This window comes from Mucilaginibacter pankratovii (genome assembly GCF_014773265.1).
Classification (GTDB): domain Bacteria; phylum Bacteroidota; class Bacteroidia; order Sphingobacteriales; family Sphingobacteriaceae; genus Mucilaginibacter; species Mucilaginibacter pankratovii.
Map to the genome: position 1 here is coordinate 128,996 of NZ_JACWMY010000001.1, position 13,363 is coordinate 142,358.

Sequence of the window (13,363 nt, forward strand, 5' to 3'; positions counted from 1 at the left end):
ATTTTTAAGCCCTCTAAAAATGAAGAAAATAGTTTCGGTAAGCTCAAAAAAAGAACTCGCATCTTTTATTGATTTCCCGCACGAATTGTATAAGAACGATCCACTGTATGTACCGGAATTATTCATTGCTCAAAGAGATATTTTAACAACCCACCCCTTTCATAAGCATTCGTCGCTGCAAACTTTTTTGGCTTACGATGGTGATAAGATAGTGGGGCGTATAGCTGCTATACAAAATAACAACCACAATAAATTCAACAACACCAACGATGGTTTTTTTGGATTTTTTGAATGTATAAACGACCAGGAAACTGCAAACCTCTTATTAGATACTGCGGTAAAATGGCTGAAGGAAAAAGGTGCCGAAACGCTAACCGGTCCGGTAAATCCATCCACCAACGAAACCTGTGGATTGCTTGTAAAAGGTTTTGACAGCTCACCGGTGGTGATGATGACCTATAACCCGGAGTACTACATCACCCTGCTGGAGAACTACGGTTTAAAAAAGCAAACCGACCTGCTTGCATGGCACTGGGATGGGCAAAACTATAACGACAAATCGTTGCAGATGCTGGATAGGTTGCAGGAGCGTTTAACGCGTAACAGTGGTATCACCATCCGTAAGATAAACCTGAAGAACTTTAAGGCAGAAGCTGATGCGCTGCGCGAAGTATATAACAAGGCATGGGATAAAAACCTCGGTTTCTTCCCGATGACCAACGATGAATTTGACTATACCGCCAAAGATCTGAAAATGATCCTCGATCCGGATTTTGCGCTGGTTGCCGAGCAGGATGGCAAAATAGTAGGTTTTGGCGTTGCCATACCCGATATTAACCAGATATTAAAAACCATTAAAAAAGGCCGCTTGTTGCCCACCGGTATATTTAAACTATTGCTGAACAAAGGCAAAGTAGATGGTATCCGTATTATGCTTTTAGGTGTAATTGATGGGTACCGCAAAATGGGTATCGAAGCTTGCCTTTACGGCAGCATTATAAAAGAGTACAGGCGCAAAGGCTTAAAATATGCCGAAGCATCATGGACGCTGGAAAAAAACGATATGGTAAACCGTGCTATCGAGGCCATTGGCGGCGACCAGTACAAAACATATAGAATATACGAAAAAGCAATATGAAGGAACGGGTTTTAATAACCGGTGCGAGTGGATTTGTGGGGTATCATATTATTTTAGAAGCGCTTAATAACAATTTAGAAGTATACGCCGCAGTAAGAAAAAACAGCGACATCGGCCATTTGAAGAACCTTAATATCCAATACACCAATCTCAAATTTAATGATGTAGCATCATTAACACAGGAGATACAGGAAAAGCGGTATGACTATATCATACATGCTGCCGGTGTAACTATGGCTCGTTCGCAAAAAGAATTTAGTGTTGTAAACGTTAAGTTTACCCAAAACCTGGCGCAGGCTGCCGAAGTTTGTGGCGTAAAAAAGTTCGTGTTTATCAGCAGTATCGCGGCCGTTGGCCCATTAAAAGTACCCAATGGTATTATAACCGAGCATACGCCCCCTGCTCCTATTAGTGTTTACGGTAAAAGCAAGCTTGTTGCCGAGCAAAAAATTGCAGCACTACCGGCTTTAAATTATACCATTTTACGGCCCACTGCTATTTATGGCCCGCGCGAAAAAGGCATCTTTGTTTTTATAAAACAGATAGTAAAAAAAGGCATCGAGCCCTATATTGGTAATATTGAGCAAAAACTTAGTTTTGTGTACGCTAAGGATGTGGCAATGGCAAGCATAAAGGCTTTGTTCGCGCCAGCCAAAAGTACCTATAACATAACTGATGGTAATTTTTACAGCCGTTACGAACTGGCAGATATCACCACCGAAATATTAAAAATTCGCGCTTATAAATTTCATCTCCCTGTAAACTTTGTAAAAATAGTTGCGGCGGTGAATGGAAAAATAAGTTCTTTGCGCGGCAAGGCGGCGACGCTAAGTGCAGATAAGATAAACGAACTAACGGCGCTAAACTGGAATTGCAGTATTGAGAAGGCCAGGGCCGAGTTGGGGTTTTATCCCCGTTATAACCTACATGCAGGCTTAACCGAAAGCCTTGCCTGGTACAAAGAAAATAAATGGCTGTAAGCCTCTATTTATATTTTAGTAAACAACAATGAAGCGTCAGGAGTTCTCGCTTAACACAAAGCTCGTGATCATTCATTACCGATTTTTAAACAAACAATTCAAATGAAAATTAACATTAAACCGGCTACGGGTAAACTTGGAATTTTAATTCCGGGTTTAGGTGCGGTAGCTACAACTCTTATTGCCGGCGTTGAAGCCGTAAAAAAAGGCATTTCTCAGCCAGTGGGCTCATTAACACAAATGGGAAGCATCCGTTTAGGAAAAAGAACTGAGAACCGCCACCCAAAAATTAAAGATTTTGTGCCTTTGGCTAAGCTTGAGGATATCGTTTTTGGTGGTTGGGATTTATACGAAGACAACGTTTACGAATCGGCCATGAACGCCAAGGTATTGGAAGAATCGTTATTGAATCAGGTAAAAGAAGGTTTACAAGCTATTAAGCCTATGAAAGCCGCGTTCGATAAAAACTATGCTAAAAACCTTGATGGTACTTATGTAAAAACCGGTACCCGTTATGAGCTTGCACAGCAGGTGATGGACGATATCAAAAACTTCCAGGCAGAAAATGGCTGCGACCGTGTAGTTTTAGTATGGTGCGGCAGTACCGAGGTTTACTTTGAAGGATCTGAGATCCACGAAACTTTAGCTGCATTTGAGCAGGCTTTGATAGACGACGATAAACGCATTGCGCCAAGCATGATCTACGCTTACGCGGCTTTAAAACTTGGTGTACCATTCTCTAACGGTGCCCCTAACTTAACCGTTGATATCCCTGCGATGATAGAGCTGGCTAAATTAACCCAAACGCCTATCGCCGGTAAAGATTTTAAAACAGGCCAAACCTTAATGAAAACTGTATTGGCACCAGGCCTTGCAGCACGTAGCTTAGGTGTACATGGCTGGTTCTCTACCAACATTTTGGGTAACCGCGATGGTTTGGTATTAGACGATCCGGATAACTTTAAAACTAAGGAAGTATCTAAATTAGGTGTGTTGGAAGATATCCTTCGCCCTGAAGATAACCCTGAGCTTTACGGTGAGATCTTCCACAAGATTCGTATCAATTACTACCCTCCGCATGGCGATAACAAAGAAAGCTGGGATAACATCGACATTTTTGGCTGGTTAGGCTACAAAATGCAGATCAAGATCAACTTCCTTTGCCGCGACTCTATTTTGGCAGCACCTATCGCTTTAGACCTTGCTTTATTTAGCGATATGGCAAAACGCGCCAACATGAGCGGTATACAGGAGTGGTTATCGTTCTACTTAAAATCGCCGCAAACTGCGCCGGGCTTACACGCCGAGAACGACATCTTTAAACAATTAATTAAGCTGGAGAACACCCTGCGTTACTTAATGGGCGAAGACCTGATCACGCACCTGGGCCTTGATTATTACGACGATATGTTTGCCGAAGCATAACATCATTATATCCTTTAAAAAACAGGTTAGGCAATTTGCTTAACCTGTTTTTTTGTTTTATTTTTATTGCAGCTTAGTATTGGCAAGTAATAAATGATCACCACCCCCCGATTATTTGTTAGCATTGCAACACTATTAGTAGTATATTCTACGTATATAGTAACATTATTAAGCCTTAGCCATCTATTTACCTGATATTGTAGATTGGTATAAATTGGTCTGATACCAAATTAACCTGCGCCTTGTGCAAGGGTAAAGTTTGCAATGGCCTGGGGGTTCAGCACTTTTAATATTGATATTTGACTTTTTGACCACAATAGTCTGTAAGGAATTTTTTTTACCTTTGGCCATTGTATTTTGAGCAACCGTATAGTTTACAAATGAATTGTAAAGACACTTTTAAGCGTTTCATTTTTATTGCATTTCTATTTGTAAGCACAACCTTAGCTGCCCAAAACACGGTAGTTAGCGGTGTTGTTACCGATGCCGGCACAAAAAAGCCGCTATCGTTTGTAACCGTGAGCTTCACCGGTAGCACCATTGGCACCAACACTAATGATGATGGGCAATACCTCCTCCGTTCGGCCAAGCCTTATACGCAGCTAAAGATCACTTACCTGGGTTATAAAGATGCTGTAGTAACGGTAACCCCGGGCAAAGAGCAGGTACTCAATATAAAGCTATTCCCATCGGCCAAGCAGCTTAACGAGGTTACTATACAAGCCGCCAAACGGGCAAAATACACTAATAAAGAAAACCCCGCGGTAGAACTGATCCGCAAGGTTATAGCGAATAAAGAGAAGAACCGCCCCGAGGCCTACGATTACGTAGAGTACAAGGAGTACGATAAAATGCAGTTCTCGCTCAGCAACTTATCTGATAAAATATCCGAGAAGAAGTTTTTCCGTAAGTATAAGTTCATTTTCGAGAACAGGGATAGTACCAGTTATGCCGGCAAGTCGTTATTGCCAATTTATCTGGTTGAAAAACTATCGCAGGTATATTACCGCAAAAACCCCGAGAAAACCAAAGTGGTTGTGCTTGGCGAAAAGGGTGTTAACTTTGGTGCCGCGGTTGATAACGAAGGTGTTGGCCAGTACTTTAAACACCTTTACGAAAAGGTGGATATTTACACCAACAGCATTTACCTGCTGGGCCGCCAGTTTTTAAGCCCTATTGCTGATGCCGCCCCTACCTATTATAAGTTTTTTATTACAGATACCATCACTACCGAAAATAACACAAAACTGGTTAGGCTAAGCTTTACGCCGCGCAACACCAACGATGTGCTTTTTGAAGGCGATATATACATCACTTTGGATGGTAACTACGCCGTACAGCAAGCGGGGCTCACCATCAACAAAAACATCAACGTAAATTTTGTGCGCATGATGCACGTTGACCAGAGTTTTGAGCTGAACCCCGATGGGCGCTACCACCTCAGCAAAAGTAATACCTATGCCGATTTTGGGGTGACTGCCAAGCGAAAGGGCGGGCTATTTGGCATCCGTACCCTTACCTACAAAAACTATGTGGTAAACAAAGCACAGCCGGATATTTTATACGCACCCGATATTAATTTAGAAGACGACGAGGTAAAGCACCGAAGCGAACAGTTTTGGGCGGAGAATCGCCTGGATACGCTTACCATGGCCGAATCTAAGGTTTATAAAAATATCGACAGCCTTACGCACATGGCCTCATTCAGGCGTACGGCAGACTTGGTTACCCTGTTACTTGCCGGCTATAAAGGCTTTGGTAAGTTTGAGGTTGGCCCGGCCAGTACTTTTTACAGCTTTAACCCTGTTGAAGGTTTAAGGTTGCGGGTCGGCGGTCGTACCACGGTAGATTTTAGCAAGCGCTGGTTTTTTGAAACCTATGGCGCCTATGGTTTTAAGGATGAAAAGTGGAAATATTTCTTCAGCGGTACCTACTCGTTAAATGCCAAAAGCGTTTACAAGTTCCCGCAGAATTTTATCCGTGCAAGCTTCCAGCGCGATACCAAAATACCCGGGCAGGAGCTGCAATTCATCTCAGAAGACAATATATTGCTATCGTTTAAACGCGGCACCAGCGATAAGTATCTGTATACCGACCAGTATAAGATAGATTACGTACACGAGCTGGAGAACCACCTGTCGTTTAATTTTGGCGGGCGAAAATGGGTGCAAACACCTGCAGGATCTCTATATCCTTTTGTGAACGGGCCAAGCAATATTTTTAACAACTTAACCACTACCGAACTTTCAGCCGGCATCAGGTATGCGCCAAACGAGCAGTTTTACCAGGGTAAATTGTTCCGTGTCCCAATCATCAACAAGTACCCTATCCTGTCGTTAGATTTCACAGCCGGCTTGAAAAACGTATTGGGCGGGCAATATAACTATCAGAAGATCCGCGCGCGTTTTGATAAACGCTTTTACATAGCACCCTTAGGTTTCTCCGATGTTACGGTAGAGGGCGGGCGTATTTTTGGGCAGGTGCCTTATCCATTGCTGGATATCCATCGCGCGAACCAAACCTATGCCTATGTGATCGACTCTTATAACTTAATGAACTTTTTAGAGTTTGTGAGCGATAAGTACGCCAGCGTTAACATCGACCAGCACTTCGGCGGTTTCTTTTTTAATAAAGTGCCTTTGTTAAAAAAACTAAAATGGCGCGAAACAGCTTCATTTAAAGCACTTTACGGGGGCTTAGCCGACCAGAATAATCCGGCACTTAGTTCATCGGTGTACCAGTTCCCTGTAGATAGTAAGGGCCTGCCTATCACTTATGCGCTCGGTAACAAGCCTTATATGGAAGCAAGTGTTGGTGTAGAAAACATTTTCAAGTTTGTAAGGGTTGACTTTGTTAAACGCTTATCATACTTAAACCATCCGGACATTGCGCCTTTTGGCGTGAGGGTTAAAATTAAGTTCGATTTTTAATTATTTGTAGGATTTTATTTATTTTTATTTTATAATGGAACAGCAAACATCAATACGTACAAGTTTACAGCTTGGTATATATAAAATCATTGATCCGTTTGTTAAGCTGCTGATAAAGCTTGGCTTAACCCCAAATGCCGTTACTTCTATCGGCTTTGTTTTAAACGTAGGCGTAGCTGCCATATTTATTATCGGCGGTGAAGACGGCGACCGTGCCGACCTTACTTACATTGGCTGGGCAGGTGGCCTGATTTTGTTTGCTGGCCTGTTTGATATGCTCGACGGCCAGGTGGCTCGCTTAGGTAACATGAAATCGGTTTTTGGCGCCCTGTATGATTCCGTGCTCGATCGTTATAGCGAACTCATTATGTTCCTTGGCATTTGTTACTACCTGGTGGCCCACCACTATTTCTTAAGCTCAATATTTGCTTTTATAGCCCTTATAGGCTCTATGATGGTAAGCTACGTACGCGCCCGTGCCGAAGGCCTTGGTGTGGAATGTAAAGGCGGCTTAATGCAAAGGCCAGAGCGTGTGATCACCATAGCGGTTTTTGCTATTGCCTGTGGCGTGGCATCAAACTACATAGGCGGCGATTACAAATTGTGGATCCCGGGCATCCGCTTCCATGTCTTCGAAACCATGTCTATCTTCACCTTCCCTATCGCTATACTTGCGGTATTAACAAACTTAACAGCATTTAAGCGACTGGTAGATGCCAAGAAAGCACTGTCAGAAAATGATCATGAATAATACTTCTTCGCTTAGGTTTCCGTTAATTTTATTGACATTTATTATTTTTGCATTGCCGGTAAAAGCGGTGGTAACCCATGGCGTACATTTGAGTGTTAACGATTCTGCCCGCAGGAGACCGGTTGATGCCTCAGTATTTCCGGTGCCACCGGCCAATGCCAACACTATGTTTTACCTGCAGCGTACCACTAATACGGCTACGCTGATGTACGAGCTAAACATTGACAAGGATACCGGCAAGCCCGATACCGATGACCCTATGCACGTTTATTGGATACGGTATAACGAAAAAGGGCAAAAAGAGGAGTTAAATTATATTCAACGAAAATTCGCATATGGTTTAAGCCAAAAATCGCTGGGGAATGATAAGTATGATATCAGATTTGTGTCATACAAAAAATTTCCGCTCACCCTGATGAAGGCGGCTGACGGAAAATATCATATCTTCGCAACTGTATCGCAAAAATTAATGGCGTTGCGGAGTATATTTATTAAAATAGAGGGAGGTTCTTTTTGGTTGCCAAATATTGTGCATGTGGAAATGAAAGGAACAGACCCGGCAACAGGAAAAGAATTTACAGAACGGTTTAAACCCTGAGTTTTATGGCGAAAAATTTTGTTTCTAACTCGCAGGAATCTGTGAGGATGTTTAAGAGTAGTTTTTTAGAGAGTTTATCAAAGGTGCATTTTTTTGTACCTATTATAATTTTTGTACCCGTTATTTTGGTTTCCAGCTATTTTGCTTACGATAAGCAAATCGGTGCTTTTAACTATATCTGGTTATTTTTGTTCGGGCTTCTCATCTGGACGCTTACCGAATACGTTATGCACCGCTTTGTGTTCCATTTTGTGCCAAAACAGGCATGGGCGCTGCGTTTACACTTTATTTTCCACGGTGTACACCACGATTACCCCAGCGACGCAAAACGTTTGGTAATGCCCCCATCGGCCAGTATACCATTGGCTACCGGCTTTTACTTTTTGTTTAATGCCCTGTTACCAGCAAACTATATATTCGGTTTTTTCCCGGGCTTTATCTTAGGGTACCTGGTGTACGATATATCGCACTATGCTATACACCACTTTAACTTTAAAGGTGCCTTTTGGAAAAGCATCAAACAACACCATATGCTACACCACTACCAGGATCCTACCAAAGGTTATGGTGTAAGCTCTCCCCTGTGGGACAAAATTTTTAATTCAGATTTTATTAAGAAGCAGAATGGCTGATGCTGTTAATGACAGCATCAAGATCAATCCAAAAAGTATAAGTATTGTATCTGGGCTGTCGCTATTATACTTATTTATTTCGTACTTGCTACTTGGCTTTAAATCTGATCAGCTGGTTTTAGTTGGCATTTTTAACGTACTTTTTTACGCGTCGGTAGTTACTCGTAAATTCATCCTGGGCTTTTCGATATTCATCGTTTACTGGATAATTTTCGACTACATGAAGGCCTTCCCCAACTACTACTACAAGGATGTAGCTATAGGTGGCTTATATAACCTGGAGAAAAGCATCTTCGGTATCCGGCACAACAATGCCCTGTTAACACCAAACGAATACCTGCTTTTAAAAAGCAACACCGTAATGGATATTTTTGCCGGGGCCTTTTACCTCTGCTGGATCCCTGTTCCGCTGGGTTTTGCAGCCTACCTCTTCTTTAAAAACAAAGAGCAATTTTTATATTTTTCGTTAACCTTTGTGGTGGTTAACCTGCTTGGTTTTGTGGTGTACTACGCCTACCCCGCTGCACCGCCCTGGTACATACAGGTACATGGCTTCAACTTCCACCCCTTAACACAGGGTAATACCGCGGGGCTTGCCAGGTTTGATAAATATTTTAACGTAACCATATTTAAATCCATATACGCCAAGGGATCAAACGTTTTTGCGGCTATGCCATCGCTGCATTCCTCCTACCCGGTTATTGTGGTTTATTATGGCATCAAAAATAAGCTGGGCTTTATCAACTTATTTTTTATTACCGTAACGGTTGGGATATGGTTTACCGCGGTTTATGCCAGCCACCATTACATATTAGATGTATTGGCCGGCATATTATGCGCTACGCTTGGTATTTTACTATTCAATATTATCTTGGCGTCTTCGAATCTGCTAAAAAGGTCACTTCTTCGCTACGAAAAAATCATTCAGTAGAATAAACTGCTGTTTATGTACTGTATTAACTACTAATATTTAATATTATTTATTAGCTGTAGGCCGTAGCTAATAAATTTTTGTCCATTTTTGCTTTACATATCAGCGGGTTACGCAATAACCGTTAAAAAAGCTCATTTGCGCATCGGAACAAATACATTCCGGCGAATTTGGGCATATAATTTGAATACGGTTTTATACACTATCAGATACAAGCATCCGGATGAAGAAACTTCTTATCCTTACCCTTTTAATATTAGCAGGAGTTAAACTACAGGCCGCCGCAAGCGACCTCGACAGCCTTAAACAAAAGCTGCAGTTGATCACCAATGATTCGCTAAAGGCCCCTGTATACACCGAAATTGCCGGCGTATACTTAAAATACGACACCATATCTAACAGGCGTAGAAAACTCTATTATCAAACCGAAGCCTTAAATTATACCATGATGGCCCTGCACCTGTATAGCCGTTACAGTGATTCGACCGGGTTACGGGTAAGCTTTGACAATTTGGCTAAAGTTTACGCGTCGCAACGGAAATTCAGCCAGGCTAAATGGTTCATCCTCCAATCCAATAATATATCGCGCATAAAAAACGATATCCCGAATGTGATATCATCGCTTATTAAGCTATCTACAGTAAAAATGGAGATAAAGGACTATAAGCTTGCCATGCGCGATCTGAACGAAGCCCTAAGCCTCTCCATTACGAACAAAATACCTCAACTGGAGGCAGCGGTGCAGAAAAACTTCGGTTATTTATACAACCGGATGGACAACCCTGCTAAAGGAGCCGTTGCCTTAAAACGTGCTGATACTATCCTCGACAGCATAAAAGCAAAGGAAGCCGCAACTATGCTTGCTATTGAAAAATTTGCGCGTGATACTATACCCGCTAAAAAGATAGACTCTGCCACGAAAAAAAAATTAGCGGTAGCAATGAAGAAACCGGTGAAAGCCAAAAAGGCTCCTTCCAAAAAAATAGTGGCCGCATTGTAGTTCTCAGCATCCCAATACTCATTATCCTATCCGTAATTTTCTATTTAAAGCGTAAAAAATAACCCGCTTAGTTTAGCGTTAACTAAACCAGGGTGGCAAATGCCTGTCTATAACATTGATGAGAAAATACATCTTTAGCGCTGTTTTATTGGTATCTGTATTGGCGGTATTTGGTTTTACCGTCGCGCAGCCGGATGATAGCGCTAATTTTAGACAGGAGTTTTTACGGCTGATTAATAAAACGCGTACCAAGGGTTGCAATTGTGGCAATAAGTGGTATCCGCCTGCTGCACCAATAGTGTGGAACGATAACCTTGAAAAAGCCGCACAGGGTCATGCAGATGATATGTACAACCGCGATTACTTCAGTCACACCAGTAAGGATGGCCGCAGTATGAGCGATCGTATTGTGTTTGCAGGATATTACTTTAAAGGTTACAAAAGCTTTATGGTGGGCGAAAACATAGCTATGGGCCAAAGCAGTATTGCCGAGGTGATGACAGGCTGGTTTAAAAGCGAAGGCCATTGCCAAAACCTGATGAACCCCGGCTTTAAAGATGTTGGTGTAGCCGAAAACAACCATTACTGGGTGCAGGATTTCGGCGGGCGTGTTTCCTTCTCGCCCGAACAGCGGAAACTAATAAAAGAAGGTAAGTACAGGCTTGTTCAAAAAGAAGTGGAAAACCACTAAGCTTTATCTTCCTTAGGTTTTACGTCGTTTGCTTTTTCCCCGACAGTTTTTTCGCGGTTATCGGGCCTTGGGCCGCGTTTATATATCACCAATCCGTTTAAAAAATTGCGCAGCAGCTGGTCTTTACAAGGCTGAAAATTGGGGTGATCGTCCGCCCGGAAAATGGCACTCAGCTCGGTTTTGGTGGTGCGGAAATTAGCGAGCTTTAATATCTCAATAATATCATCATCGCGCAGCGATAATGCTACACGTAGTTTTTTCATTACATCATTATTACTCATAATTTCTACTGTTTAAATCTTTTTAAATATTACTACACCATTGTGGCCGCCAAAGCCAAAGGTATTGCTTAAAGCCGCATCTATGTTCTTTTCTACAGCGCCGTTGATCACAATATTCAGCCCTTTTGGTATTTCCGGGTCGATATTTTGGGTGTTGATGGTCGGCGGTACAATGCCGTCGATGATCGCTTTTACAGCGATGATAGCTTCTACCGCACCTGCCGCGCCTAATAAGTGGCCGGTTACAGACTTGGTTGCACTGATATGCAGGTCCTCCTGTCCGTCGAACACGGCTTTTATGGCCCTTGCTTCGCTGATATCACCAACCGGGGTTGAGGTGGCATGGGCATTTACAAAGCCGATATCAGATGGGTTTAAACCCGCATCTTCCAGAGCCAGTTGCATCGCACGGATGGCGCCTTTACCTTCAGGGTGAGTAGCGGTAATGTGATAAGCGTCTGAAGTCATGGCGGCGCCACCTACTTCACAGTATATATGCGCACCTCGTGCTTTAGCATGTTCGTATTCTTCCAAAACCAAAACACCGGCACCCTCTCCCATTACAAAACCGTCGCGCTCCACATCGAATGGACGGGATGCTTTGGTTGGCTCGGCGTTGCGGGTTGATAAGGCTTTTAACGAATTATAACCGCCGATAGAGGCTTCGCTGATAGGCGCGTCAGATCCGCCGGTTATGATAATTTTAGCTTTGCCGAACTTGATATAGTTAAAGGCATCCATTATGGCGGTGTTGGCACTTGCACAGGCAGATGCCGTAGAAAAGTTAACCCCCATAAAGCCAAACTTAATGGATATTAACCCGGCTGCCATATTCACCAATGTTTTGGGAATAAAGAATGGGTTAAAGTGTGGCTCGAAGCCACCGGCGGCAAACTCCTTGTACTGATGCTCAAAAGTATCCATCCCGCCCTGCGCGGTACCGAAGATCACCCCTATATCAAAAGGTGAAATAGTATTCATATCAAACCCCGAATCGGCAATGGCCTGCCCGGCGGCTATCAGCGCGTATTGGGTATAAAGATCGCTACGCTTTATTTCATTTCTATCGAGGTATTCGGCGGCATTAAAATCTGCTATCTGGGTAGCAAAATGTGTTTTAAACTTATCGGCGTTAAACCGGGTAATAGCTTTTGCGGGGCTGTTGCCCTCCACTATGTTATTCCAAAACCCGGCGATATCCATTCCTGTAGCGGAAACAACACCCATGCCGGTTACTACAACTCTTTTCATTAATATAAAACCGTTTAAATTACGGCAGCGCAAAAGTACTACAGTAAAGTTTATTTTTTTGTAAAATTTTTCACCAGCCCATTATCGCCATGGCCTGTAAAAAACCAGGCTGCAGGGGTGCATTTATCGTAACAATTTCCGAGCCGTTTACAGGGTGGGTAAAACTTAGTTCTTCGGCGTGCAGCAACATGGTTTCCATCTCCCATTTATCTTTAAACAATTTATTTTGCTTGTTGCAGCCGTGGGTACGGTCGCCAATTATGGGATGGAAGATGTGGGCGAAGTGCTTGCGCAACTGGTGCATGCGCCCGGTTTGTGGAGTGGCTTGCACCAGCGAATACCTGGATGTTGGATGCTTGCCCAGTGGTACATCCAGCTCCGCGCGTTTTAGTGTGGTGAAGCGGGTAAGCGCATCCTGAAGGGTACCGTTTTCTTTCCGTAACGGGTAATCTATCTCCAGTTCATCGGGCGTGTAGCCGCGAACTATGGCTAAGTATTTTTTGCTTACGCGATTCTCCATAAAAGCCTGCTGCATGGCTATTTCTGTTTGTTTATCAAATGCGAACAGCAGTACACCGCCGGTCTTCCTGTCGATACGATGCGCGGGGTTTACTTTTTTACCTATCTGATCGCGCAGCAGCTGCAGCGCAAATTCTTCCGCATCGGCAGCTATGGATGAGCGGTGCACCAGCAACCCGTGTGGTTTGTTGATGGCGATGAGGTAATCGTCCTGGTAGAGTATCTCAAGCATCAGA

General features: G+C 43.1%; 13 protein-coding genes. 10 read left to right on the forward strand and 3 right to left on the reverse strand.

Annotated features, from left to right (window positions below):
- The first annotated feature begins 19 nt into the window (after nt 1-19).
- The 10 genes from IDJ77_RS00545 (at nt 20) to IDJ77_RS00590 (ending at nt 11,076) form a co-directional block, all read left to right on the forward strand.
- Nucleotides 20-1,138: a hypothetical protein gene (locus IDJ77_RS00545; protein WP_191186971.1), complete on the forward strand. Its 1,119-nt coding sequence runs from the start codon at nt 20-22 to the stop codon at nt 1,136-1,138.
- Entirely contained in the window at nt 1,135-2,118 is a 984-nt protein-coding gene (locus IDJ77_RS00550; protein ID WP_191186972.1) for an NAD-dependent epimerase/dehydratase family protein, read from the forward strand. The genes IDJ77_RS00545 and IDJ77_RS00550 overlap by 4 nt, the downstream gene beginning before the upstream one ends.
- 102 nt (nt 2,119-2,220) lie before the next feature.
- Nucleotides 2,221-3,543, forward strand: coding sequence for an inositol-3-phosphate synthase (locus tag IDJ77_RS00555; protein ID WP_191186973.1), 1,323 nt, complete (start codon nt 2,221-2,223; stop codon nt 3,541-3,543).
- A gap of 380 nt (nt 3,544-3,923) precedes the next feature.
- A complete protein-coding gene (locus tag IDJ77_RS00560; RefSeq protein WP_191186974.1) occupies nt 3,924-6,473 on the forward strand; it encodes a DUF5686 and carboxypeptidase-like regulatory domain-containing protein in 2,550 nt (849 codons plus the stop codon).
- 34 nt (nt 6,474-6,507) lie between these two features.
- Nucleotides 6,508-7,224 carry a CDP-alcohol phosphatidyltransferase family protein gene (locus IDJ77_RS00565; protein WP_191186975.1) on the forward strand — a complete coding sequence of 239 codons (717 nt, stop codon included), beginning with the start codon at nt 6,508-6,510 and terminating at the stop codon, nt 7,222-7,224.
- Nucleotides 7,217-7,822, forward strand: coding sequence for a DUF4833 domain-containing protein (locus IDJ77_RS00570; RefSeq protein WP_191186976.1), 606 nt, complete (start codon nt 7,217-7,219; stop codon nt 7,820-7,822). The genes IDJ77_RS00565 and IDJ77_RS00570 overlap by 8 nt, the downstream gene beginning before the upstream one ends.
- Nucleotides 7,823-7,827: 5 nt before the next feature.
- Complete coding sequence (locus IDJ77_RS00575; RefSeq protein ID WP_191186977.1) at nt 7,828-8,454, forward strand: sterol desaturase family protein; 627 nt, start codon at nt 7,828-7,830, stop codon at nt 8,452-8,454.
- Nucleotides 8,447-9,385 carry a phosphatase PAP2 family protein gene (locus IDJ77_RS00580; protein ID WP_191186978.1) on the forward strand — a complete coding sequence of 313 codons (939 nt, stop codon included), beginning with the start codon at nt 8,447-8,449 and terminating at the stop codon, nt 9,383-9,385. Before IDJ77_RS00575 ends, IDJ77_RS00580 begins: the two co-directional genes overlap by 8 nt.
- 223 nt (nt 9,386-9,608) lie before the next feature.
- A complete protein-coding gene (locus tag IDJ77_RS00585; protein WP_191186979.1) occupies nt 9,609-10,385 on the forward strand; it encodes a hypothetical protein in 777 nt (258 codons plus the stop codon).
- Between the two features lie 118 nt (nt 10,386-10,503).
- The gene (locus tag IDJ77_RS00590; RefSeq protein WP_191186980.1) at nt 10,504-11,076 is read left to right on the forward strand and encodes a CAP domain-containing protein; all 573 of its coding nucleotides are present in this window, start codon (nt 10,504-10,506) and stop codon (nt 11,074-11,076) included.
- Here the strand turns inward: IDJ77_RS00590 and IDJ77_RS00595 are convergent.
- From IDJ77_RS00595 to IDJ77_RS00605, 3 genes are all read right to left on the reverse strand, one after another.
- Nucleotides 11,073-11,357, reverse strand: coding sequence for a DUF1456 family protein (locus IDJ77_RS00595; protein WP_191186981.1), 285 nt, complete (start codon nt 11,355-11,357; stop codon nt 11,073-11,075). The two genes, IDJ77_RS00590 and IDJ77_RS00595, sit on opposite strands and share 4 nt — an antisense overlap.
- Nucleotides 11,358-11,369: 12 nt before the next feature.
- Nucleotides 11,370-12,608 carry a beta-ketoacyl-ACP synthase II gene (gene fabF, locus IDJ77_RS00600; protein WP_191186982.1) on the reverse strand — a complete coding sequence of 413 codons (1,239 nt, stop codon included), beginning with the start codon at nt 12,606-12,608 and terminating at the stop codon, nt 11,370-11,372.
- A gap of 70 nt (nt 12,609-12,678) precedes the next feature.
- Nucleotides 12,679-13,359: a pseudouridine synthase gene (locus IDJ77_RS00605; RefSeq protein WP_191186983.1), complete on the reverse strand. Its 681-nt coding sequence runs from the start codon at nt 13,357-13,359 to the stop codon at nt 12,679-12,681.
- Nucleotides 13,360-13,363: the final 4 nt, after the last annotated feature.

Coding starts and splice junctions, on each gene's coding strand:
- IDJ77_RS00545 (WP_191186971.1), top strand. CDS start 20: ATGAAGAAAATAGTTTCGGTAAGCTCAAAAAAAGAACTCGCATCTTTT.
- IDJ77_RS00550 (WP_191186972.1), top strand. CDS start 1,135: ATGAAGGAACGGGTTTTAATAACCGGTGCGAGTGGATTTGTGGGGTAT.
- IDJ77_RS00555 (WP_191186973.1), top strand. CDS start 2,221: ATGAAAATTAACATTAAACCGGCTACGGGTAAACTTGGAATTTTAATT.
- IDJ77_RS00560 (WP_191186974.1), top strand. CDS start 3,924: ATGAATTGTAAAGACACTTTTAAGCGTTTCATTTTTATTGCATTTCTA.
- IDJ77_RS00565 (WP_191186975.1), top strand. CDS start 6,508: ATGGAACAGCAAACATCAATACGTACAAGTTTACAGCTTGGTATATAT.
- IDJ77_RS00570 (WP_191186976.1), top strand. CDS start 7,217: ATGAATAATACTTCTTCGCTTAGGTTTCCGTTAATTTTATTGACATTT.
- IDJ77_RS00575 (WP_191186977.1), top strand. CDS start 7,828: ATGGCGAAAAATTTTGTTTCTAACTCGCAGGAATCTGTGAGGATGTTT.
- IDJ77_RS00580 (WP_191186978.1), top strand. CDS start 8,447: ATGGCTGATGCTGTTAATGACAGCATCAAGATCAATCCAAAAAGTATA.
- IDJ77_RS00585 (WP_191186979.1), top strand. CDS start 9,609: ATGAAGAAACTTCTTATCCTTACCCTTTTAATATTAGCAGGAGTTAAA.
- IDJ77_RS00590 (WP_191186980.1), top strand. CDS start 10,504: ATGAGAAAATACATCTTTAGCGCTGTTTTATTGGTATCTGTATTGGCG.
- IDJ77_RS00595 (WP_191186981.1), bottom strand. CDS start 11,357: ATGAGTAATAATGATGTAATGAAAAAACTACGTGTAGCATTATCGCTG.
- fabF (WP_191186982.1), bottom strand. CDS start 12,608: ATGAAAAGAGTTGTAGTAACCGGCATGGGTGTTGTTTCCGCTACAGGA.
- IDJ77_RS00605 (WP_191186983.1), bottom strand. CDS start 13,359: ATGCTTGAGATACTCTACCAGGACGATTACCTCATCGCCATCAACAAA.